The sequence below is a fragment of the Kitasatospora sp. NBC_01266 genome (genome assembly GCF_036242395.1).
Taxonomy (GTDB): Bacteria; Actinomycetota; Actinomycetes; order Streptomycetales; family Streptomycetaceae; genus Kitasatospora.
The window spans coordinates 674,048-695,236 of the sequence record NZ_CP108458.1 but is presented as its reverse complement, the minus strand read 5'-3'; the positions used below and the strand labels follow the sequence as shown (position 1 = coordinate 695,236).

General features: G+C 72.3%; 19 protein-coding genes. 13 read left to right on the top strand and 6 right to left on the bottom strand.

Annotated features, from left to right (window positions below):
• Positions 1 to 15: 15 nt before the first annotated feature.
• Positions 16 to 609 (bottom strand): hypothetical protein, encoded by a 594-nt coding sequence (locus OG403_RS03150; protein ID WP_329561215.1) that lies wholly within the window; start codon positions 607 to 609, stop codon positions 16 to 18.
• A 451-nt stretch (positions 610 to 1,060) separates the two neighbouring features.
• Here OG403_RS03150 and OG403_RS03145 point away from each other — a divergent pair, with 451 nt between their 5' ends.
• The 4 genes from OG403_RS03145 to OG403_RS03130 all read left to right on the top strand — a co-directional run bounded on the left by OG403_RS03145 (position 1,061) and on the right by OG403_RS03130 (position 3,820).
• Complete coding sequence (locus OG403_RS03145; protein ID WP_329561213.1) at positions 1,061 to 1,261, top strand: hypothetical protein; 201 nt, start codon at positions 1,061 to 1,063, stop codon at positions 1,259 to 1,261.
• Positions 1,262 to 1,554: 293 nt separating this feature from the next.
• Positions 1,555 to 1,944, top strand: a complete 390-nt coding sequence (locus OG403_RS03140) for a GntR family transcriptional regulator (protein WP_329561209.1) — start codon at positions 1,555 to 1,557, stop codon at positions 1,942 to 1,944.
• Positions 1,941 to 2,837 carry an ABC transporter ATP-binding protein gene (locus OG403_RS03135; RefSeq protein ID WP_329561207.1) on the top strand — a complete coding sequence of 299 codons (897 nt, stop codon included), beginning with the start codon at positions 1,941 to 1,943 and terminating at the stop codon, positions 2,835 to 2,837. Before OG403_RS03140 ends, OG403_RS03135 begins: the two co-directional genes overlap by 4 nt.
• Positions 2,834 to 3,820, top strand: a complete 987-nt coding sequence (locus tag OG403_RS03130; RefSeq protein ID WP_329561205.1) for an ABC transporter permease — start codon at positions 2,834 to 2,836, stop codon at positions 3,818 to 3,820. The genes OG403_RS03135 and OG403_RS03130 overlap by 4 nt, the downstream gene beginning before the upstream one ends.
• Positions 3,821 to 3,969: 149 nt before the next feature.
• Here the strand turns inward: OG403_RS03130 and OG403_RS03125 are convergent, their stop codons facing one another.
• Positions 3,970 to 4,767 carry a methyltransferase domain-containing protein gene (locus OG403_RS03125; RefSeq protein ID WP_329561203.1) on the bottom strand — a complete coding sequence of 266 codons (798 nt, stop codon included), beginning with the start codon at positions 4,765 to 4,767 and terminating at the stop codon, positions 3,970 to 3,972.
• A 169-nt stretch (positions 4,768 to 4,936) separates the two neighbouring features.
• Here OG403_RS03125 and OG403_RS03120 point away from each other — a divergent pair, with 169 nt between their 5' ends.
• Positions 4,937 to 6,181 (top strand): MFS transporter, encoded by a 1,245-nt coding sequence (locus OG403_RS03120; RefSeq protein WP_329561202.1) that lies wholly within the window; start codon positions 4,937 to 4,939, stop codon positions 6,179 to 6,181.
• A 42-nt stretch (positions 6,182 to 6,223) separates the two neighbouring features.
• Here the strand turns inward: OG403_RS03120 and OG403_RS03115 are convergent, their stop codons facing one another.
• Positions 6,224 to 8,488, bottom strand: a complete 2,265-nt coding sequence (locus OG403_RS03115) for a putative Ig domain-containing protein (protein WP_329572075.1) — start codon at positions 8,486 to 8,488, stop codon at positions 6,224 to 6,226.
• A 478-nt stretch (positions 8,489 to 8,966) separates the two neighbouring features.
• Here OG403_RS03115 and OG403_RS03110 point away from each other — a divergent pair, with 478 nt between their 5' ends.
• The 5 genes from OG403_RS03110 to OG403_RS03090 all read left to right on the top strand — a co-directional run bounded on the left by OG403_RS03110 (position 8,967) and on the right by OG403_RS03090 (position 15,580).
• On the top strand, positions 8,967 to 9,944 hold the full coding sequence (locus OG403_RS03110; protein ID WP_329572073.1) for an alpha/beta hydrolase: 978 nt from the start codon (positions 8,967 to 8,969) through the stop codon (positions 9,942 to 9,944).
• A 77-nt stretch (positions 9,945 to 10,021) separates the two neighbouring features.
• Positions 10,022 to 11,176 (top strand): inorganic phosphate transporter, encoded by a 1,155-nt coding sequence (locus OG403_RS03105; RefSeq protein WP_329561201.1) that lies wholly within the window; start codon positions 10,022 to 10,024, stop codon positions 11,174 to 11,176.
• Positions 11,173 to 11,436, top strand: a complete 264-nt coding sequence (locus OG403_RS03100) for a hypothetical protein (protein WP_329561199.1) — start codon at positions 11,173 to 11,175, stop codon at positions 11,434 to 11,436. The genes OG403_RS03105 and OG403_RS03100 overlap by 4 nt, the downstream gene beginning before the upstream one ends.
• A gap of 212 nt (positions 11,437 to 11,648) precedes the next feature.
• Positions 11,649 to 14,831: a non-ribosomal peptide synthetase gene (locus tag OG403_RS03095; protein WP_329561197.1), complete on the top strand. Its 3,183-nt coding sequence runs from the start codon at positions 11,649 to 11,651 to the stop codon at positions 14,829 to 14,831.
• 185 nt (positions 14,832 to 15,016) lie between these two features.
• Entirely contained in the window at positions 15,017 to 15,580 is a 564-nt protein-coding gene (locus tag OG403_RS03090; RefSeq protein WP_329561194.1) for a hypothetical protein, read from the top strand.
• A 56-nt stretch (positions 15,581 to 15,636) separates the two neighbouring features.
• On the opposite strand, the gene OG403_RS03085 is transcribed toward OG403_RS03090, so the two are convergent.
• Positions 15,637 to 16,065: a hypothetical protein gene (locus OG403_RS03085; RefSeq protein WP_329561192.1), complete on the bottom strand. Its 429-nt coding sequence runs from the start codon at positions 16,063 to 16,065 to the stop codon at positions 15,637 to 15,639.
• Positions 16,066 to 16,347: 282 nt separating this feature from the next.
• Between OG403_RS03085 and OG403_RS03080 the strand changes: the two genes are divergently transcribed.
• The 3 genes from OG403_RS03080 to OG403_RS03070 are packed head-to-tail and all read left to right on the top strand — an operon-like array spanning position 16,348 to position 19,644.
• Positions 16,348 to 17,103: a (5-formylfuran-3-yl)methyl phosphate synthase gene (locus OG403_RS03080; RefSeq protein ID WP_329561190.1), complete on the top strand. Its 756-nt coding sequence runs from the start codon at positions 16,348 to 16,350 to the stop codon at positions 17,101 to 17,103.
• A 7-nt stretch (positions 17,104 to 17,110) separates the two neighbouring features.
• Positions 17,111 to 18,505 carry an aldehyde dehydrogenase family protein gene (locus OG403_RS03075; protein ID WP_329561188.1) on the top strand — a complete coding sequence of 465 codons (1,395 nt, stop codon included), beginning with the start codon at positions 17,111 to 17,113 and terminating at the stop codon, positions 18,503 to 18,505.
• A 50-nt stretch (positions 18,506 to 18,555) separates the two neighbouring features.
• Positions 18,556 to 19,644, top strand: coding sequence for an alcohol dehydrogenase catalytic domain-containing protein (locus OG403_RS03070; protein ID WP_329561186.1), 1,089 nt, complete (start codon positions 18,556 to 18,558; stop codon positions 19,642 to 19,644).
• Between the two features lie 44 nt (positions 19,645 to 19,688).
• On the opposite strand, the gene OG403_RS03065 is transcribed toward OG403_RS03070, so the two are convergent.
• Together OG403_RS03065 and OG403_RS03060 are read right to left on the bottom strand one after the other, a co-directional pair.
• The gene (locus OG403_RS03065) at positions 19,689 to 20,594 is read right to left on the bottom strand and encodes a class I SAM-dependent methyltransferase (protein ID WP_329561184.1); all 906 of its coding nucleotides are present in this window, start codon (positions 20,592 to 20,594) and stop codon (positions 19,689 to 19,691) included.
• Positions 20,595 to 20,721: 127 nt separating this feature from the next.
• Positions 20,722 to 21,144, bottom strand: a complete 423-nt coding sequence (locus OG403_RS03060; protein WP_329561183.1) for a carboxymuconolactone decarboxylase family protein — start codon at positions 21,142 to 21,144, stop codon at positions 20,722 to 20,724.
• Between the last annotated feature and the right edge of the window lie 45 nt (positions 21,145 to 21,189).

Below are 21,189 nucleotides of genomic sequence, written 5' to 3'. Positions count from 1 at the left end.
TCGGTCGCGGGGGCGCTACTCGTGGAACTGGAATCCCCAGGCCTGGTCCCGGTCGTCGAGTCGCAGGGGGCGCAGGGCGGTGCGGGGCGGGTAGATCAGCAGCAGACTGAGGTCGAGGGCCAGTTCGGTGCCGTCGATGGGGCCGCCGGGGACCACCACGTGGAACCTGCGGGGCTCGGCGCTCTGGTACAGCGCCCACTCGGTGGGCGTGGGCCGGCCGACGACGAGCTTGTTGACGGAAGGGTCGCCCTCGTAGCTCGCGTACGTGCCGTGCCGCAGGTTGCGCAGGGTGACGTTTCCGTTGGACAGGCTCTCCAACTGCCACTCCTGGAAGCCCGGTTCCCCGTCAGGAGGCAGGACGATGACGGGGCCTTCACGGTCGTCCAGGGTGAGGAGTCGGTCGTGCGGCTTGGTGATCGCGTAGACGCCCGGCGGGACGGGTGCGCGGCGGGCGCGGTCCGAGGACCGGGCGGCCCCGGCCGGATCCGTCCCGGCTGCCTTGGTCGTTGCCGCGGTGGCGGCCTTGGCCGTTCCCGTGGAGAAGAGGGCCGCGGCACCGGCTGCGGCGGCGGTGCCGAGCATCTGGCGTCGGCTCAGAGGTGCAGTCATGGAAGGATTGTGTACGGATGCACCTCGCATCCGGGGCGTTCGGCCGGGCATTTCACCCGGTCGAGTGATGCCGTGTCAGGAATGTCGGTGTCGACGGTTTGCGACGCCGAAGCGACAACGGAGTTCGCCGATTCCGTGAGATGTCATCCGGTCGCAAAATGCGATGATCTATCGGATGGGTGCGCTCGGGACCAACGGGTCGGCGACGGCCCTGACGATCTGGCGGTTGTCCGGCGCGGGAGTTGGCGGACGATTCCTTGGGCGGCCGGCGAAACAACGGCCTGCCGCCGAAGAATTCGGGTTCGGTGGGACGGGTGCGGACGGTCTTCGAGTGAAATGGGCGGAACCGGGTTCCCGCCGGCCGGGTTTCTGGCATTCTCGGTGGGAGACGCACCTCCCGGGCCGGGCCCGGGCGGTGTCGCTTGGACAACTCTGCACCTGGGGTGGAGACGTGCGGCTTTCCGTCAGTGCGACCGTGTTTCTCGCGGTCATCATCCTCGTCCGGCTGTCGCGGCGCACGGAGGCCCGCACCCGCAATGACGAGAGGGTGACCGCGATCAGTTGCGTGGTCTTCGGCGTGCTGATCGCCGCGACGCCGTGGGGCCAGGCGATTCTCCGACTGGTCGGCGTGCTGACCACGGCGGCTCACTGAGGGGTGCCGGCCCTCGGGGTGGGCCCGGCTGTCCTGGGGCATGCCCAGTCACGGCAGCTGTAGTTCGCGATCACGTGGCCGGAGTGGCCTCGCCTCGGCGGCGGTGACACCCATGGACGCCCCGACGCCTTCGCGTCACACCCCCTGCGCTGCCATGGGCCGGAGCGGTATCCGCGATGCCCCTGCGGTGAGTGCCCGGTGGCGGGCTGCAAGTGGCCTTCGACAACTCCTGCTTGACAGCGCCTCAGCGGCATAGTCCTATAGTGCTAGGAAGCTAGATAAATGAGGTTGCGGTGATCGAGTTCCACGTCGAGGCCCGGACGGGCGTCGCGCCCTACATGCAGTTGGTCCACCAGGTGCGCCAGGCCCTGCGACTGGGCCTGCTGTCCCAGGGGGACCGGCTGCCGAAGGTCAAGGACGTCGCGGCCAAGGTCGCGATCAACCCCAACACCGTGCTCAAGGCCTACCGGCAGCTGGAGAACGAGGGCCTGGTCTCCGCCAAGCCCGGCGTGGGCACGTTCGTCACCGGAACGCTCGGTGACACGACGCCCTCCGAACACGAGCCGCTCCGCAGAGAACTGCTGCGCTGGCTCGCCAAGGCCCGCGGCGCCGGACTGGATGAGGACAGCATCGAAGCCCTGCTCATGAACACCTTTCGCAGCTCCACCGAAGAGGAGAAATGACCCTGATACTCGAAGCCCGAGGGCTGGGCAAACGCTACGGCCGACGCCAGGCACTGACCGACTGCACGCTGAACGTGCCGACCGGGCGCGTCGTCGGGCTGGTCGGACCCAACGGGGCCGGCAAGTCCACGCTGCTGCAGTTGGCCTGCGGCATGCTCACCCCCACTTCGGGCACGATCACCGTGCTCGGCGAACCGCCCGCGTCCAGCACCGCGCATATGGCCCGGGTCGGCTTCGTCGCCCAGGACACCCCCACCTACGCCGCACTGTCCATCGCCGACCACCTGCGCATGGGCGCCGAACTCAACCCCCGCTGGGACAACAAGCTCGCCGAACGCCGCATCCGGCAGCTCGGCCTGGACCCCACCCAGCGCGCCGGACGGCTCTCCGGCGGACAACGCGCCCAACTCGCACTGACCCTGGCCGTGGCCAAGCGCCCGGACCTGCTCCTGCTCGACGAGCCCGTCGCCGCCCTGGACCCGCTGGCGCGGCGCGGGTTCCTGCAGAGCCTGATGGAGTTCGTGGCCGAAGCCGAGGCGACAGCCGTGCTCTCCTCCCACCTGGTCTCCGACCTGGAGCGGGTCTGCGACCACCTGATAGTCCTGGCCGCCTCCCGGGTCCAGGCCGACGGTGAGGTCGACGACCTGCTCGCCACCCACTTCCGGCTCACCACCGCCCGCCGCGAGGCCCACACGCTGCCCTCGGGCATGCACGTCGTCCAGGCCGACCACACCGACCGCCAGAGCACCTTCGTGGTGCGCGCCGACGAAGCGGTCGAAGACCCCTCCTGGGCCATCGAGCCGATCGGCCTGGAGGATCTCGTCCTGGCCTACATGACCCAGGCCGGCGCCACCGGCACCGAGCACCGCCCTGTCCTGGAGGCGCAGCGATGACCTGGATGACCTGGCGTCAGTTCCGGATGCAGCTGCTGGTGGCCGCAACGGCCCTGGCCGCTGTCGCGGTCTACCTCCTGGTGTCCGGTTTCCAACTGCGGGACGCGTACCACAACGACGTGGCCACCGGCTCGAACCTGTCCCAGTTCACCTCCCAGTACGACCTTCCCTACTACTTCGGCAGCGCACTGGTGCTGGTGGTGCCGGGCCTGATCGGTGCCTTCTGGGGTGCCCCGCTGATCGCCAGGGAACTGGAGACGGGCACGCACCGGCTGGTCTGGAACCAGAGCATCACCCGCACGCGCTGGCTCACCGTCAAGCTCCTGTTCGTCGGCGCGGTGGCCGTGGCCACGGCCGGGCTGCTGAGCCTGCTGGTGTCCTGGTTCGCCGCCCCGGTGGACCGGATCAACGACAACCGGTTCATCCCCCTGCTCTTCGGCGCGCGGGGCATCGTTCCGCTCGGGTACGCCGCCTTCGCGGTCGCCCTCGGAGCCTGCGTCGGGCTCCTGGTCCGACGCACCGTGCCGGCGATGGCGGTGACACTGGTGGTCTTCGTCGCGGTCCAGTTCCTGATGCCGCTGGTCGTGCGACCGCATCTGGAATCGCCCGCCCGATCGGACGTCGCCCTGACGGCCGAGACGATGCGGTCCGCTTCGCTGATCGGCTTCACCAACGGCACCGGTCCGAACGCCCCGTTCGTCGCCGACCTCGGTGTGCCGGGGGCCTGGGTCCTCTCCGGTGCCGAGCAGGTCCAGAACTCGTCCGGCCGGGCCGTCACCATGGCCACCGAGCCGTGCGAGCACGCCGGCGGCGCCGACGCCTTCCAGAGCTGCCTCGCCAAGGCCGACTTCCACGTGGCGGTGTCCTACCAACCCGCTGACCGCTACTGGACGTTCCAGTGGTACGAGACGGCGATCTTCCTCGCCCTCACAGCGGGACTGGCCGGCTTCAGCATGTGGTGGCTGCGTCGCCGCCTCGCCTGACCAGGGCACGAGGCGACGATTCAGGTCGAGGGCGGCCGAAGCCATCGCAACTGGCTTCGGCCGCTCCCGCGACTCTACGTCCCCACGACAGCTGCCGTGACAGTGCGGGAGTCGGGACAGCAGGGACAGTCGGGACGGCCGGGCAGGTGTCAGCTGTCCCGCTTGCGGGCGGTGAGCTGGAAGAGCCGGGCCGTGTGCATGTAGGGCGGGCGGTCGGTGACGGCCAGCTCCAGGCGTTCGAGGTCCGCGTAGAACGCCGGGTCGTACTTGCGCGCGTCGTCGGTGATGTAGTCGCAGAAGCTGCGAATGCCGTAGTGGCTGACGTCCTGGCAGCCGAGGTCCCGCAGGACCGGGATGATCTCCTCCGCCGTGTGGAGGGTCAACGTGGAGTCGAAGATCTGGGTACGCAGCTGATCGGACTCGAGGGCGGCGTATGCCGCTGCGGGGTCCATCTCCCGGACGGCGATGTTCAGCGGCGCGGAGTGCCGGTTGACCGCCATCACCGAGACCAGGCCACCGGGCCGCAGCGGCGCGAGGGCGGCGGCGAGGGTGCTGGGGAGGTCGGCCACGTACTGCAGCAGGTTGTGGCAGAGCACCACGTCGAAGGCCCCGGCGGCGAGCTCGCGGGGAAGATCCGTCACGTCGGCCTCGACGCAGGTGATCCGCTCCGCCAGGCCGGCGCCGGTGGCCCGCTCGGTGGCCGCGAGCAGCATGGCGGGCGCGTAGTCCACGATGGTGACGTGGTGTCCGCGGGCGGCGAGCCGGACCGCGTCGCCGCCGTCGCCGCCGGCCAGGTCGAGCACCCGGAGCGGCGCACTGCCGAGGCCGTTGAGGTGGCGTTCGAGGTTGGCCTCGGCAACGGAGTAGCGCAGCCTGCCCCAGGGGGCCTCCTGCCACTGCTGCCAGGCGGTCATCGCGGTGTCGAACTTCTCCGGTGTTTCAGCCACTGGGCGACGATATCGTCCGGGTCGGTCGGGAGTCACGTCGGCCAGGTGCCCGCACAACCGATGGTTGTGGTGTCCTGGTGGACCGGTTGTTTGATCTCGCCGGCTGCTACTCGCTTTGATGCCGATGGTCATCGGGTGGTTGTTCAGGTCGGCGAGAGGTGCGGTGGGTATGACGGGCAGGCGGGCGCTGGGGCGGCGGGTCGGGTGGTTGTGGGCGGCCTATGCGGTCAGCGCGTACGGCTCGGGGTTCGGGTTCGGCGCGTTTCCGCTGATCGCGGTTCTCGTGCTGCACTGCGGACCGACCCAGGTGGCGGCGCTGGCCGCCGCGGGGCGGGCGGTGGGAGCCGTGGTCGCGGTGCCGCTCGGTCCGTGGGTGGAGTTCCGCCGCAAGCGGCCGGTCATGATGGCGATGGACCTGATCCGGTTCGCGGCGCTGCTGAGCGTCCCGGCCGCCTTCGCGCTCGGCCGGCTCAGCTTCGCGCAGCTTCTCCTGGTCGCCATCGTCACCGCCGCGGCCGACATCGCGTTCAAGGCGGCCAGCGGTGCCTATCTGAAGGCGCTCGTGCCGCCGGAGGACCTGCTCGTCGCGAACGGCCGCTTCGAGTCCACGACTTGGACCGCGATCGTGGTCGGACCGCCGCTCGGCGGGGCCGCGATCGGCGTGTTCGGGCCGGTGGTGACCGTGCTGGCCGATGCGGTCAGCTACCTGCTCTCGGCGCTGGGCATCCGCGCCATCGGCGGGACGGAGCCGCGCCCCGCGCGGAGCGGTGCACCGCGGCTGCGTGCGGGTGACCTGCTCGAAGGATGGCGCCACATCCTCAGCGACCCCGTGCTGCGCCCGCTGTTCTTCAACTCGATCGTGGTCAACGGCCTGATCATGGCCTCGGAGCCACTGCTCGCGGTACTGCTGCTGGGCCGCCTCGGGTTCGCGCCCTGGCAGTACGGGCTCGCGTTCGCGCTCCCGTGCGTCGGTGGCCTGGTCGGCTCACGCCTGGCGCGCCCGCTCGCCGCGCGGTTCGGGCAGCACAAGGTGCTGCTCACCGCCGGGGCGCTGCGCGCGGTCTGGCCGCTCGGACTGGCGTTCGTCCAACCCGGTGTTCCCGGGATCGTCCTGATCATCGCCGTCCAGCTCGGACTGGTGACCTGCTGCGGCGTCTTCAACCCGGTGCTCGCCACCTGCCGGCTGGAGCACACCGCCCCCGACCGGGTCGCCCGCACCCTGTCCGCGTGGTCGATCAGCAGCAGCGCCGCCATCGCGACCCTGACCGCCGGGTGGGGTCTGCTCGCCGCCGTCACCGGTCCGCGCACCGCGATCGCGGCCGCCGGCGTCCTCCTGCTGGCCACCCCGCTGCTGCTGCCGCGCCGCGAGAAGGCGCCCCGGAGCGCCGCGGAGCAGGCGGTGAGCCTCACCTGAGCCTGCCGAGCCCGCCAGAACGGGCCGCCCGGTGTGGGTGGGTCAGGAGGCGTTCAGCGCGGTGTCGTCGACCACGAAGCTCGTCTGCAGGGAGGAGTCCTCGCTGCCGGTGAACTTCAGGGTCACCGTCTGCCCGGCGTAGCTGGACAGGTTGAACGAGTGCTGCTGGTAGCCGCTGGCGGCGTTCAGGTTGGAGTAGGTCGCCAGCGTGCCCAGCACGCTGCCGGTGCTGCTCAGGACCTGGACCTTGAGCGTGTCGTACGCCGTGGTCTTGGTGGTCTCGGCGGTGTCGATGTGCAGCCAGAAGGAGAAGTTGGCGCTGCACCCGGCCGGGACCGCGACACTCTGGGCGAGCGTGTCGGTGTGGGTGGTGCCGTAGCCGTCGAGCCAGGCGTCCCAGCTACCGGAGTGGGCGGGCTCGTCCGTGGTGTCGTTGTTGATCACGCCGGCCGTCGCGGTCCAGGGGGCCGCCGAAGTCCCGTTCTCGAAGCCCGGGTTGCCGAGCAGCTGGCCGGGGGTCGGGCAGCCGGTGCTGGCCGGGTTGACGGTCCAGCTGAAGGAGGCGCTGCCGGAGGCGGTGCCGGAGCCGGCGGTGACCGTCGCGCTGGAGCTGCCGGCGGTGGTCGGGGTGCCGGAGATCAGGCCGGAGGAGGAGATCGACAGGCCGGCCGGCAGACCCGTGGCGCTGTAGGTCAGCGACTTGCCCGCCGAGTCGGTGGCGCTCAGCTGCAGCGAGACGGCGGTGCCCACGGTGGCGGTCTGGCTGCCCGGGTTGGTCACCGAGACGGTCTCGGTGCCCTGCGAGCTGACCGTCCAGCTGAACGAGGCCGAGCCGGAGGCGCCGGTGGAGTCAGTGGCCTTCACCGTCACGCTGGAGGTGCCGGCGGTGGTCGGGGTGCCGGAGATCAGGCCGGAGGAGGAGATCGACAGGCCGGCCGGCAGACCGGTGGCGCTGTAGGTCAGGGCGGCGCCGCCCGAGTCGGTGCCGCTCAGCTGCAGCGAGACGGCGGTGCCCGCCGTGCCGCTCTGGTTGCCCGGGTTGGTCACCGTGACCGTGTTGCCGGTGGTGGTGCCGCTCTGGAAGGCGGTGAGGCCGTTCGGGGTGCCCCAGCCGGTCGGGCCGTCGTAGCCGGTCCCGGCCGTGCACAGGTAGGACGGCGTGCAGGTCGCGGTCGAGCCGCTGGTGACGTCGTTGAGGGCCGAGGTGTGCTGGTAGGGGTACTTGGCCGGGTAGTCGCCGCTGCCCGGGTTGCCCGCCAGCGCGTAGACCGCGGCGATCAGCGGCGAGGCGACGGAGGTGCCGCCGTACACGTTCCAGCCGCCGTTGCTGTTGTAGGTGTCGTACACGGCCACGCCGGTGGCCGGGTCGGCGACCGCGGAGACGTCGGAGACGGTGCGCTTGGAGCAGCCGGTGTCGGTCTGCCAGCTGGGCTTGGCGTCGTAGGCGGAGCAGCCCGAGCCAGCGCCCTCGGTGGAGGAGGTCGACCACACCGACTCGGTCCAGCCGCGGGTGTTGGACGCGGTGGAGAGCGAGGTGCCGCCGACGGCGGTCACGTACTGCGAGGAGGCGGGGTACTCGGTCTCGTAGCCCTCGTCACCCGAGGAGACGGTGACCGCGACACCGGGGTGGTTGTAGTACTCGCTGTCGTACGTGGTGTCGGTCGAGGCCTCGCTGCCGCCGTAGCTGTTCGAGACGAACTTCGCCCCGGCGTTGACGGCCGCGTTGACGGCCTGGCCCAGGTCGTCGTTGCTGTCCGAGTTCGCCTCGACCAGCATGATGTGGCAGTTGGGGCAGATCGCGGAGACCATGTCGATGTCGAGCGCCTCCTCACCGGTCCAGTCGTCGCTGGAGGGCGCGGGAGACGGCAGCGGGCTGGTCTGCCCGCTCTCGTTCAGCTTGGTGAAGCAGCCGCTGGCACAGGCCGACAGGCCGAACTGGCTGCGGTAGGTGCTCAGGTCGCTCTGCGCGCTGGGGTAGTCGTACGCGTCGATGAGCGCGACGGTCTCGCCGCCACCGTTGGAGGCCGCCGCGGAGGCCAGGTTGTAGGCGGACTGCAGCTGGCTCGGGCCGTAGCCCGACACAGTCGCCAGCGGAGCGTCGTTCGCGTGCGCCAGCTCCGGCTTGACGTCAGTTCGCTTGAGTGCCATGCAGCTTGCGTAGCCCACCGGTGCCTGTGGGCACTGCTGGTGGACCGAGACCGCACTGCTCGTGGTGGCGGCCTGCGCCGGTCCGACGGCCGCGAGGCCGAAGACGGCGACGGTGGCAGCGGCAGCGGTCGCCGCCACCGTCCTGCTGAGCGCACGCATCCGGCGCGCCGATATCGAGGTACTCAAGCCACACTCTCCCTGAGGGAACGAAGGGGGGAGCACCCGGAGATGACGGATCGTCAGATACGGGTGCCATTCCGGAACAGGAACTGCGGTGTGCGCACTGACCGTTGGCGGGCATGCCTCGGTTCGGGCACCCGCTTGGTGACACCACTTCTCTGTGGTGATTACGCGAGAGTAGGGGCTGACACGGACACGCCGACAGGAGAGCGGAGCTCAAAACAGTGTGGCAATCACCTGAACGTTCGCTGGAAGCGCGTGGGCGCGCGTGATCGGTTCGGGCCCGGCCTTCGGGCGTCCGGGCAGGTCGCTCGGCCGGAACAACTCGCAGGCCTTACCCGGCGGCGCGGTCGGGCTGGCAGGCTGTCCTGGTCGGGGTGCCGCCGGGCATCCCTCGACCGAGGGGGAGGTCCTCGTGGGCGTCGGTGGACTGCCGTTGGAGCACGGCCATGCCTCGATGGCGTGGCGCGCGCCGGAGTTCGACCAGGAGCTGCGGGCCGCGCTGGCAGCCGTGGGAGAGGGGGCGAGGGAGCCGGTCACCCCGGAGGGTCTGGCGGCCAGGCAGCAGCGGGATGCCGCGGCCCGGCCCAGGCCGACGGTTCAGGAGCTGCGGGCCGACGGCCGGTTCGAGGTGACGGAGCTGTGCGCGCCGGGAGTTGAGGACGGGAGCGAGGTCACGCTCGTCAGCGCACGGCCCGCCGGGGTCAACGGACCACTGCCGCTGCTCTACTACCTGCACGGCGGCGGAATGATCATGGGCAATGCGTGGTCGGTACTGCCGCGGGTGCTGCGCGAATGGGCTCTCCCGCTGCGCTTGGCCGTCATCTCGGTCGAGTACCGACTGGCGCCGCAGGCGCGGTATCCCGGACCCGTGGAGGACTGCTACGCCGGACTCGTCTGGGCGGCCGACCACGCGGCCGCCCTGGGCCTGGACGCGGACCGCGTCATCCTCGCGGGGAAGAGCGCCGGCGGTGGACTCGCCGCGGCACTCGCGCTGCTCACCCGCGACCGCGGCGGGCCGGTCCCGATCGGTCAACTGCTGCTGAGCCCGATGCTCGACGACCGCAACGACACCTTCTCCAGCCACCAGTTGGCCGGTCGTGACACCTGGGACCGGACCTCCAACACGACCGCGTGGCAGGCAGCGCTGGGCGACCGGTACGGCGCCGCCGACCTGCCGCCCTACGCGGCCCCCGCTCGCGCCACGGATCTCTCCGGGCTGCCGCCGGCCTACCTCGAGGTCGGGTCGGCCGAGACCCTCAGGGACGAGGCCGTGGCCTACGCCAACGCGATCTGGCAGGCCGGTGGCGAGGCCGAACTGCACGTCTGGCCCGGCGCGTTCCACGGCTTCGACACACTCGCCCCGCGGGCGGTGCTCAGCCAGGACGCCCGCGACGCCCGTACCCGCTGGCTGCGGCGGATCATCGGACGGTGAACCCTCGGCTGCCGCGCCCCGACGCGCCGGGGCGCGGCAGCCGCGCGGCACCGGCCCGACCGGCTAGGTTCAACCGTGTGACCGGCAACGATGCGGTCCTGGCGCTGGTGGTAGTCACCGCGCTGGGCTTCGATTTCACCAACGGATTCCATGACACCGGCAATGCCATGGCGACCTCGATCGTCACCGGCGCACTGCCCCCGCGCGTCGCGGTCGGCGTCTCGGCGGTGCTCAACCTGGCCGGGGCGTTCCTGTCGACCGCCGTCGCGGCGACCATCGCCAGCGGCCTGGTCAACAGTCACGACGTGACCCTGACCGTGGTCTTCGCCGGACTGACCGGCAGCATCCTGTGGAACCTGGCGACCTGGTTCCTCGGGATCCCCTCGAGTTCCTCGCACGCGCTGATCGGCGGTGTGGTGGGCGCGACGATGGCGGCGGCCGGGTCCTCCGCCGTCAAGTGGCAGGGCCTGGTCTCCAAGGTGATCGTGCCCGCCGCGCTGTCGCCGTTCATCGCCGGCGCGGTCGCCGCGCTGAGCACCTACCTGGTCTACCGCCTCACCCGCGACGTACCCGAACGCCCGCGCGGGCACGGCTTCCGGCTCGGCCAGGTCGGCTCGGCCTCCATGGTCTCGCTGGCCCACGGCACCAACGACGCGCAGAAGACCATGGGCGTCATCACGCTGGCCCTGATCGCCAACGGGACCCTGCACACCGGGGCGAAGTCGCCGACCTGGGTGATCGCCTCCTGCGCGGTGGCGATCGCCCTGGGTACCTACATCGGCGGCTGGCGGGTCATCCGGGCGCTGGGCAAGGGGCTGGTGGAGATCGAGTCGCCGCAGGGGATGGCCAGCGAGTCGGCCTCGGCCGCGGTGATCCTCTCCTCCACCGACTTCGGCTACTCGCTCTCCACCACCCACGTGGCCACCGGGTCGATCCTGGGCGCGGGGGTGGGCAAGAAGGGCGGCGTGGTGCGCTGGCACATCGCCCGCCGGATGGTGGCGGCCTGGCTGCTCACCCTGCCGGCCGCCGCCCTGGTCGGCGCGCTGGCCTACTGGGCCGCCCACGGGATCGGCGGGACCACCGGGGTGGTGGTGATCTTCATCGTGCTGGTGCTGGCCTCGATCGCCTTCTTCGTCGCCTCCCGCCACCCGGCGGTGACACCGGAGAACGTCAACGCCGCCTGGACCGGATCGGTCGCCCCGACACCGGACGCCGAGCAGGTGAGCTCGTGAACTCGTGGATCAACCTGAACGCGCTGTGGAAGATCGTCGTGGTAGGCCTGCTCGCCGGCGCCGGCCTGCCCGCGCTCTTCGCGATCGGGCTGCGGCTGCTCAGCCCGCCCGTCGCGGCCGACCAGGCCGGCCGGGACGGCCAGGGCGCTGCCGGGCGGTCCACCGCCGGACCGGTCGGCTACGCGCTGGCCGGGCTCTGCTTCGCCGTGGTGCTCGCCGCGATCGGCTGGGGCATCTCGGTCATCGTCAACCACAGCTGACCTCCCGGGTGCCCCGCCCGGCCCGGTGCCGGGCCCGGATCGCGGCCGGCCCGCGGGCCCGGGGCCGCAACCCCGCACGCCACCCCATGGTGCCTTCTGGGGTGGGCAGGGGTGCGAGTCGGGGTTATCCCCACGTTTGGCCGCTGCCTAGATTCCTTCCGACCGGCAGTCGGGCAGTCACCGGCGGTCGACCGTCTACGAGGGAGAGATCCATGCAGTCAGCACCCGGTCAGGACTTGTACGGCAGACCGATCGCCCCCGTGGACTGGTGGCTGCTGGCCTCTCCCAAGGGTGCGGTGCCGGTGATCCAGCTCGCCGTCGAGGGCGCGGGCCGGATCAACGAGGACCTGCTGACGGCTGCCGTGGCGGTCGCCTCCGAGAGCTGCCCCGGCGCCCGGCTGGTGCGCCGCGGCCGCCGGTGGACCGACAGCGGACAGGTACCGGCCGTCCGGCTGATACCCGGCGCCGACTTCGACCGCGACACCCTGGACTCCCCGCTGCTGCGCACCCCGCTGACCGGCGAGCGCGGCGCGAGCTGCGAGGTCCTGCTGGTGGACGGCGCACCGTCCACCGTGGTCTTCCGCGCCTTCCACGGCGTCATGGACGGGCGCGGCACCCTGCTGTGGGCAGCGGAGGTCTTCCGCGCGCTGCGCGGGGACACCCTGCTCGGCGCCCGCTGCGAACTCAACGACCTCCAGCTGATGGACGGCCTGGCACGGGAACTCCCGGACGGCCTGCCCGACATCGCCGCCGAGCCCGAGGCCCGGTGGCCCTCGCCGCTGGGCCCGGCCGCCGCCAGGCCGCGCGGCGTGGTCTGGCGCCGCCGCACCGTCGACGGCACCCACCCGGCCGCCGTCGCCAAGGTCGCCACCCTGCTCGCCGAGGCCTACGGTGCGGGCACCGGCCGCTTCGCCGTCCCCGTGGACCTGCGCCGGCACGCCCCGGAGATCAGTTCGACCGCCAACCTCGCCACCAGCGTGCTGCTCGACGTCCAGCAGGGCGACGGCTGGGAGGAGGTGCACCACCGCCTGCTCACCGCGCTCAGCGAGCGCCAGGAGCTCGCCGCGCGCACCGACCCCGCGCTGCTGAAGCTCCCGCTGCCCGCGCTGCGCCTGATGGCCCGGTCCGCCGACACCAAGGCCGCCAAGCAGGACCGCTACGCCGCCACCGCCTTCCTCTCCCACCTGGGCACCGTCGACCTGGCGGAGTTCTGCACCGACGGTTTCGAGGCCACCGCGCTCTACAGCCTCGGCACCCCCGCCGCCCTCTCCCCGCCCGAGGTCGACCTGGTGGAGAGCGCCGGACGCACCGAGATCACCGTCGCCTGGCGCAGCGGCCCCGGCGTCGCCGAGCGCGCCGAAGCGCTGCTCGACCTGATCGAGGAGGCCCTGTCGCCGGCCGGCCGTCGCGACTGGGCGGGCAACCGCACCGAGCGGGCCGGTTCCACCGCGCCGTCCGTGCTGGAACTGTTCCGCCGCCAGGTCGAACTGACCCCCTCCCGGGTCGCCCTCAGCGGCCCCGAAGGCACCGTCAGCTACGCCGAACTGAGCCGCCGCGCCGACGCGGTGGCCGACGCGCTGCGCGCCCGCGGGGTGCGCCGCGGCGAGGTCGTGGGGCTGCTCGCCGACCGCTCGCCGGCCGCCGTCGCCGGACTCTGGGGCATCCTGCGGGCCGGCGCCGGCTACCTGCCGCTGGACTCCCAGCACCCCGACCCGCGCCTGAGCGACCTGCTCACCGACGCCGGCGCCCGGCTCTGCCTGGTCGAGCGTCCCTACCGGGACCGGCCGTGGTGCCCGACCGGCTGCGAGGCCCTCGTGCTGGACGAGCTGGTCGCCGTGCACGCCCCGGCCCCGGCCCGCGCCGAGCCGCACCTGGACGCCGCCGTCGGCCCGTCCGACCTGGCCTACGTGATCTACACCTCGGGCTCCACCGGCAAGCCCAAGGGCGTCCAGATCGAACACGGCAGCCTGCTCAACTACGTCGACTGGGCCACCCGGGAGTTCGGGGTCGACGCCGAGACCCGGCTGCCGCTGATCACTTCGCCCTCCTTCGACGTCTCGGGCACCTCGGTCTTCCTGCCGCTGCTCGCCGGCGGCGAGGTGGTGCTGATGAAGGACGAGACCAACCACCTCTCGCTGCGCCACCTGCTGGAGGAGTCCGGCGCGACGATGCTCTCGCTCACCCCGGCGCACCTCGACCTGATCGGGCGGCTGGACGTGCGGCCGACCGGCTTCAGCGCGGTCATCGTGGTCGGTGAGCAGCTGCGGGTGCCGGTGGCGGCGCGCGCGCAGGCGATGTTCGGCCCCGACTGCCGGATCATCAACCTCTACGGCCCCACCGAGGCGACCATCGGCTGCACCATCCACACCTACGACCCCGAGCTGGACGCGGCCGGCGCGGCGGTGCCGATCGGCCTGCCGATGGACAACACCACGGTCTTCCTGCTCGACCAGGAGCGCCGTTTCACGCCCGTTGGCGAGGTCGGGGAGATGTACCTGGGCGGTGTCCAGCTGGCCCGCGGCTACCGGGGCCGGCCCGACCTCGACCGCGAGCGCTTCGTGCGGCTCGCCGACGGCACCCGGGTCTACCGCACCGGTGACCTGGCCCGGATCTCCGAGCGTGGCGAGCTGGAGTTCATCGGCCGCACCGACGACCAGGTCAAGGTGCTCGGCCACCGCGTCGAACCCGCCGAGGTGGCCCGGGTGCTGGAGGAGCACCCGGCGGTCGCCGGCGCGGTTGTGGTCGCCAAAGCCCGCCGCGGGCAGCAGGGCAAGTCGCTCTTCGGCTACGCGGTCACTGCCGGGGTCGCCGGCGGGGTCGCAGCCGGGGTCACCAGCGAGGTCACCGCCGAGGAGCTGGAGCGCTTCCTCGCCGACCGCCTGCCGCCCTACATGGTGCCCGCCGCGACCGTGGTGGTCGCCGAACTGCCGCTCACCGTCAGCGGCAAGGTCGATGTGCGCGCGCTGCCCGACCCGTTCGCCGAGGACCCGGAGGTCGACGGCAAGGACGCGAGCGAGCTGGACACCTTCGAGTCGGCGGTCGCCGACGTCTGGGTGCGGATCCTCCAGCTGGAGCACGTCCACCTGACGCCGCAGCTGGACTTCCACCGGCTCGGCGGCGACTCGCTCTCCCTCTACGCGATGCTCGCCACCGTCTGCCGCGAACTCGTCGGCGCCGCACGGGAGGACGCCTTCATGGCCAACCTGCCGAGCATCATGCGCGAGCCCACCATCGAGCGGATCGCCGTGCTGGTCCGCGCGGTGCTCGGCTTCGGCGGCGAGCGCGAGGACGCGCTGCGCGCCAGCCGGCCCGGGGTGCTCTGGGAGCCGACGATCGAGCAGCTCTCCACACTGGTGCGCGAGGTGCACGAACAGGAGTCCGAGCTGACCAGTTGACCGTCCGCCACGGATGCGGTGCCCGCCCACCGGTCCCGGGGGCGGGCACCGGTACGGGTCCGCACGCTGACCGGGTGACAACCGCCGCGGCCTGGCGTGTTGGTGCCCGGCGCGGGCCGCGATCGGCCTACGGTGTCGGGCGGGTTGTCGGCACAGCGTGCCGCCCGCACCTGAAGAGAGTCGCCATGAACCTCACCCCCAGCCGCAGTTGGGCACCTCGCCTGCTCGCCGCGGTCCTGCTCGCCGGCTCGGTCGGCCTGGCCGCGCCCGCCGCCCAGGCGCAGGCCCGGAGCGCCCCTGCCGCCACCCGGGCCGCCGGTACGGTCACCCGGTCCGCCGAGATCCAGCGGGCCCGCAGCTGGCTGACCGCCGACCGCGGCAAGCCCGTTCCCTACAGCCAGACCCGCCGCTGGAGCGACGGCTACCGCCAGGACTGCTCCGGCTTCGCCTCCATGGCGTTGCGGCTCGGTTCCCCCGGCCCCAACACCGTCGCGCTGGTGAAGAGTTACACGGTCCCGATGCGGATGGCCGATCTCCGGCAGGGCGACCTGGTCATCAAGGCCAACAGCAACAGTTCGGACGAGCGGCACGTCGTCCTCTTCGACGGCTGGGCGAACGCGGCCCACACCTCGTACTGGACCTACGAGCAGGCCGGGGAGTCCGGTACCCGCCGCCACCTCCACAGCTACGGCTTCGTCAAGGGCGACGGCTACCACGCCTACCACCCGAAGAACCTGGTCGACGGCTGACGCCGACAGCTGAAACCGCGACGGCTGACGTCGATCGCTGACGTCGACAGCTGATGTCAGCCGCCGCCTCGCTCGCGCGCCGGGTAGGCCGCCCAGGGCGTACCGACCGCGGTGAGCGAGGCGGCGGCTCCGGCGAGTTCCTCGGCCAGCACGGCGGCCACCCGGCGGGCGTCGAGCAGCCGGTCCCGCGAGTCGCGGGCGGCGCGGGCCAGGTCGAGCTCCGAGCCGTCCGAACCGTCCGGGCCGGTCGCCGCCAGGCGCCCGCCCGCCTGCTCGCTGCTGAGGAAGGAGCCCAGCTGGTCCAGGAGTTCGGGCAGCCGGGCGGTCAGCGCCGCCAGTGCCTGCACACTGTCGGCGACCTCGCCGGCCTGGGACAGGCCCGGTCTGCCGTCCGGCTGCGCGCTGTGTTCGGCGGCCCCGATCAACGCGGCTGCCTCGGCGGTGAGTTCGGCGACCGGTCGGTGCGGTGGGATAGGGCTGGTCATCGTCTTGCCCTCCTTCGGGACGGAGCGACGGGCGAGCCTCCTCTACCCGGCCCTTCGCCCGGCATTCCTGATGCCGAGTCAGTTCCACTCCTGGCTTGGCTGGTTCGAACCGGCGTGGACGGCGCACCAGGGGGTGGACACGTCATGGCCGCGCCCTGCTCGCACTCCACACGCCCTACCGGTGGCCACCGGGCGTAGTAATGATGAGCTGACCGCAAGTGATCCTGGCGACACCGCACGCCTGCCCCTCGGCAGGCGGACCCGCGGTGGAAGGAGTCCGCGTTGTTGCTTCTCATCTCCCCGGACAGCGTCGAGGAGGCCCTCGACTGCGCGAAGGCGGCGGAGCACCTCGACATCGTCGACGTCAAGAAGCCCGACGAGGGCTCGCTGGGCGCGAACTACCCCTGGGTGATCAGGGAGATCCGCGACGCGGTCCCGGCGGACAAGCCGGTGTCCGCCACCGTGGGAGACGTACCGTACAAGCCCGGCACGGTGGCCCAGGCGGCGCTCGGTGCGGCCGTCTCCGGAGCCACGTACATCAAGGTCGGCCTCTACGGATGCACGACGCCCGACCAGGCCATCGAGGTGATGCGAGGGGTCGTCCGGGCGGTGAAGGACTACCGGTCGGACGCGTTCGTGGTCGCCTCGGGCTACGCCGACGCCCACCGGATCGGCTGCGTCAACCCGCTCGCGCTGCCCGACATCGCCCGCCGCTCCGGCTGCGACGCGGCCATGCTCGACACCGCGATCAAGGACGGGAGCCGGCTGTTCGACCACGTTCCGCCCGACGCCTGCGCCGAGTTCGTCCGGCTGGCGCACGCGGCCGGTCTGCTCGCCGCCCTCGCGGGCAGCGTCAAGGTGGCCGACCTCGGCACGCTGACCCGGATCGGCACCGACATCGTGGGGGTGCGCGGGGCGGTCTGCGAGGGGGGCGACCGCACCACCGGAAGGATTCAGCCGCACCTGGTGGCCGCCCTCCGGGCGGAGCTGGACCGGCAGGCCCGGGAACACGCGGCTGCCGTCGCCGCCGCGAGCTGAGGCCGGCATGCCGATACCTCAGCCCGGTCGCGCGCCCGGCAACTGCGGCGAGCACTTCGCCGTCGTCGATCCGGCGACGGGGGAGGCCTTCGAAGAGGCCCCCGACCAGCAGCCGCAGGAGTTGGACGCCATCGTCGGCCGGGCCCACCAGGCCTGGCGCGGCTGGCGGGCCGACCCCGTCGCCCGCGCCACCGCGCTGCGCGCGGCAGCCGACGCCGTGCTGGCGGCCGGGCCCGACCTCGCCCCGCTGCTCACCCGTGAACAGGGCAAGCCGCTGGCCGAGTCGTACGCGGAGGTGGCCCGCACGGCGGCCCGCCTGCGCTACTTCGCCGAGCTGGACCCCGGGTCCCAGCCGATCACGGACGGCCGGCCGGTGCGCAGCGAGATCCGCTGGCGATCGCTGGGGCCCGTCGCCGCGATCGTCCCGTGGAACTTTCCCCTCCAGCTCGCATCCGCGAAGTTCGCGCCCGCGCTGGCGGCAGGCAACACGATGGTGCTCAAGCCCTCGCCGCTCACCCCGCTCGCCACCCGGCTGCTGGCGTCCGTCCTCGCCAGCGCGCTCCCCGCGGACGTCCTGACGGTCGTCACCGGTCGCGAACCCCTCGGCGCCCGCCTCGCCTCCCATCCGGGGATCCGCCATGTGACCTTCACCGGTTCGATCCCCACCGGTCGGGCCGTCGCCCGGGGCGCGGCGGCCTCGCTCGCCCGGGTCACCCTGGAGCTGGGCGGCAACGACGCCGCCATCCTGCTGGAGGACGTGGCGGTGGAGCGGATCGCGGACCGGCTGTTCTGGGCGGCGTTCCGCAACTGCGGGCAGGTCTGCATGGCGGTCAAGCGCGTCTACGCCCCGGCCCGGCTCTACTCCCAGGTGGTCGAGGCCCTCGCGGAGCGCGCGAAGACCGTCGTCGTCGGAGCCGGGCTCGACCCGGGCACGCAGCTGGGGCCGGTCAACAACGCCCCCCAGCTGGCCCGGGTCGAGCGCTGCACGGCCCAGGCTCTGGCGGCCGGCGCCCGGGCCGTGACCGGTGGCCACCGGCCGGCGGGACCGGGCTACTTCTTCGCCCCGACGATCCTGGCCGATGTCCCGCCCGACAGCCCGGTGGTGACGGAGGAGCAGTTCGGTCCGGTGCTGCCGTACCGGAGCCTGGACGAAGCCGTCGAGGCGGCCAACTCCACCGGCTTCGGACTGGGCGGCTCGGTCTGGGGGACCGACCTCGACCGGGCCGAGGCGGTGGCCGACCGGCTGGAGTGCGGGACGGCCTGGATCAACCACCACGCCGAACTCTCCCTCGCCCAGCCCTTCGCGGGCATCAAGGAGAGCGGGGTCGGCGTCGCGGGCGGGCCGTGGGGGCTCTACGGGAACCTGCGGCCGTTCGTCGTGCACCGCCTGGAGGAGGCGTGAGGGGAGGCGTGAGCGGAGGCGTGACAGAAGGCGTTGCAGGAGGCGGGCCGATGAGGTTCGGCGCGGCGGTCCTGCGCTCGTACCGGAGCCGGTTCGCCGTCGAGGAGGTGGTCCTGAACGCGGGTCCGGCCGACGGCGAGGTCCTGGTCAGGATCGCGGGCTGCGGGATGTGCCGGACCGATCTCGCGGTCCGGCACTCGGCGGGCCGCTCGCCGCTGCCGGCGGTGCTCGGCCACGAGGGGGCCGGGGTCGTGGTGGGGACGGGCGGCCCGGACACCGGCCTGAGCGTCGGCGACCACGTGGTGCTGAGCTTCGACTCCTGCGGGCAGTGCCGCAACTGCCTGGGCGCGGCCCCCGCCTACTGCGACTCCTTCGCCTCGCTCAACCTCTTCGGCGGGCGCGAGGAGCACGCGGCGCGGTTCACCGACGCGGCCGGGGGTGAACTGGCCCCCCGGTGGTTCGGCCAGTCCTCGTTCGCCGAGTACGCGATGGTCCCGGCCCGCAACGCCGTCCGGGTCGACCCCGCGCTGCCGATCGAACTGCTCGGACCGCTCGGCTGCGGCTTCCTCACCGGCGCCGGAGCGGTCTTCACCTCCTTCGGCGTCGGCCCCGGTGACACCGTCGCGGTCTTCGGCGCGGGAGCGGTGGGATTGGCCGCGGTGCTGGCGGCCACCGCCGCCGGGGCGGTGACCGTGGCCGTCGACCGGCACCCCGAACGGCTGGCCCTCGCCGAGCGGTTCGGCGCGATCGCGCTGCGCGCCGGCTCGGCCGACCTGGCCGACCGCATCCAGCGGTTGACCGACGGCGGCGCGCAGTTCGCGCTGGACACCACGGGCTCCGCGCAGCTGATCAACGACGCGCTGCGGGCGCTGCGCCCCAAGGGCCACCTCGGCCTGGTGGCACGGCTGCACACCGCGCTGCCGCTCGAGGTGGGCGCCCTGGACCGGGGCCGGAGGATCTCCCACATCTGCGAGGGGGACGCGGTGCCCGGGCTGCTGATCCCGCGGCTGACCGCACTGTGGCAGGCCGGGCGGTTCCCCTTCGACCAGTTGATCCGCACGTACCCGCTCGCCGACATCAACGAGGCCGAACGCGACTGCGAAGCGGGCCGGGTGGTCAAACCCGTGCTGGTGCCGTAGCGGGGTGGCTGCTGAGCGCGGCTGCGGCTGCCCGGCCGGCGCCGTTATGGCCGGGGCTTGTTGGCGAACACCCACCGGTTGCCGGCCAGCGCGTCGTTCTGCTCGGGCAGCGGGCCGCGTCCGTGCCGGCGGGTGAAGTCGAAGGGGGTGTGCACCGAGGTGGACCAGCCCTTGCGCGTCAGATCACCCGCGGAGTCGGGCCGCGGCTCCGAGACGAACAGGTCGAGCAGGTCGATGCCGATCTGGTCCTTCGTCGAGGTGTAGAGCGGGCTGTCGCGGTACTCCAGCAGGTCCTTGTCGAGCTTGACCTCGAACGCCAGCGCGCTCCCTGCCGAGGTCAACCGGTCCACCGTGTCGATGAGTTCGGTCTCGACGGCGTTGGGCAGGTAGAACAGCAGCCCCTCGGCCAGCCAGACGCTCGGTGCGGCCGGGTCGAAGCCGGCGTCGGTCAGCGCCGTGACCCAGTCGGCGCGCAGATCGGTCGGGATCGGTACCCGCGCCGCCTTCGGGGTGGCCGCCTGGCGTTCGAGCACCTGGTGCTTGAAGGCCAGCACGCCTGCCCGGTCGATCTCGAAGACCACGCAGCCGGGCGGCCAGTCGAGCCGGAACGCCCGCGTGTCCAACCCCGCCCCGAGCAGCACCACTTGGCGGGCGCCCGCGTGCACCGACCGGAGCAGGAAGTCGTCCAGGACCCTGGTCCGCAGGCCGAAGTAGCGCGCGAACCGGCCCCAGAGCGGGTTCGCGTCCCCGTCCGGCACCTGCTGGATCCGGACCGGCCAGCCCGCGGACGCCGGTGCGGACCGTACGAAGTGCTCCGCGAAGACGTCCTGTGCCAGGGCGTCGTGGCGGTGGGTCTCGATCGCCCGCGCCGCGGCGACCAGCAGGGCGGTCACACCGACACCCCCTGCCACGCCTTCCACGCCGGTGTTCCGATCCGCTGTGCCGGCCATGTTGTGCTCCCTTGGGGCGAGTTGAGACCACGAGCAGCGAGGGATGCGCACGACTATCCAACCGACGAGCGCCAGCGGTATGAAAAGCCGACGGGATTCACTCGATCGGGTGAACTTGACTCAGCTGTCAGTCGGTGGTGACCGGTAGCAGGCCGCGCTCGCCGAAGACCTTCTTGGCGACGAAGGTGGCGTTGAGAGCCTTGGGGAAGCCGCAGTAGCCGGCGGCGTGCAGCAGTGCCTCGACGATCTCCTCCGCAGTGAGGCCGACGTTGAGCGCGGCGTTGACGTGGACGTCCAGCTGGGGCTCGCAGCCGCCGAGCGCGGTGAGCATGCCCAGGGTCACCAACTGCCGGTCACGCGGCGCCAGTCCGGGACGCCGGTAGATCTCGCCGAAGCCCCACGCGATGATCTGGTGGGCGAGTTCGGGGCTGACGTCGGCCAGCGCGTCGACCACCCGCTGCCCGCCCTCGCCGGAGATCCGGGTGAGCATGTCCAGACCGCGCTCGAAGCGCTCCTGGCGGGTCTCGGCGTCGTTCGTGGGGGTGTCCATCCTGGCGGGTCCGTTTCCAGCCGCGCGTCGACGGCTTCTCGTCGT

Bases quoted from the DNA above. Each gene is read 5' to 3' on its own strand.
- OG403_RS03065 (WP_329561184.1), bottom strand. From the start codon at position 20,594: ATGGCCGGCACAGCGGATCGGAACACCGGCGTGGAAGGCGTGGCAGGG.
- OG403_RS03115 (WP_329572075.1), bottom strand. From the start codon at position 8,488: ATGCGTGCGCTCAGCAGGACGGTGGCGGCGACCGCTGCCGCTGCCACC.
- OG403_RS03095 (WP_329561197.1), top strand. From the start codon at position 11,649: ATGCAGTCAGCACCCGGTCAGGACTTGTACGGCAGACCGATCGCCCCC.
- OG403_RS03060 (WP_329561183.1), bottom strand. From the start codon at position 21,144: ATGGACACCCCCACGAACGACGCCGAGACCCGCCAGGAGCGCTTCGAG.
- OG403_RS03110 (WP_329572073.1), top strand. From the start codon at position 8,967: ATGGCGTGGCGCGCGCCGGAGTTCGACCAGGAGCTGCGGGCCGCGCTG.
- OG403_RS03085 (WP_329561192.1), bottom strand. From the start codon at position 16,065: ATGACCAGCCCTATCCCACCGCACCGACCGGTCGCCGAACTCACCGCC.
- OG403_RS03120 (WP_329561202.1), top strand. From the start codon at position 4,937: ATGACGGGCAGGCGGGCGCTGGGGCGGCGGGTCGGGTGGTTGTGGGCG.
- OG403_RS03075 (WP_329561188.1), top strand. From the start codon at position 17,111: ATGCCGATACCTCAGCCCGGTCGCGCGCCCGGCAACTGCGGCGAGCAC.
- OG403_RS03070 (WP_329561186.1), top strand. From the start codon at position 18,556: ATGAGGTTCGGCGCGGCGGTCCTGCGCTCGTACCGGAGCCGGTTCGCC.
- OG403_RS03135 (WP_329561207.1), top strand. From the start codon at position 1,941: ATGACCCTGATACTCGAAGCCCGAGGGCTGGGCAAACGCTACGGCCGA.
- OG403_RS03130 (WP_329561205.1), top strand. From the start codon at position 2,834: ATGACCTGGATGACCTGGCGTCAGTTCCGGATGCAGCTGCTGGTGGCC.
- OG403_RS03090 (WP_329561194.1), top strand. From the start codon at position 15,017: ATGAACCTCACCCCCAGCCGCAGTTGGGCACCTCGCCTGCTCGCCGCG.
- OG403_RS03150 (WP_329561215.1), bottom strand. From the start codon at position 609: ATGACTGCACCTCTGAGCCGACGCCAGATGCTCGGCACCGCCGCCGCA.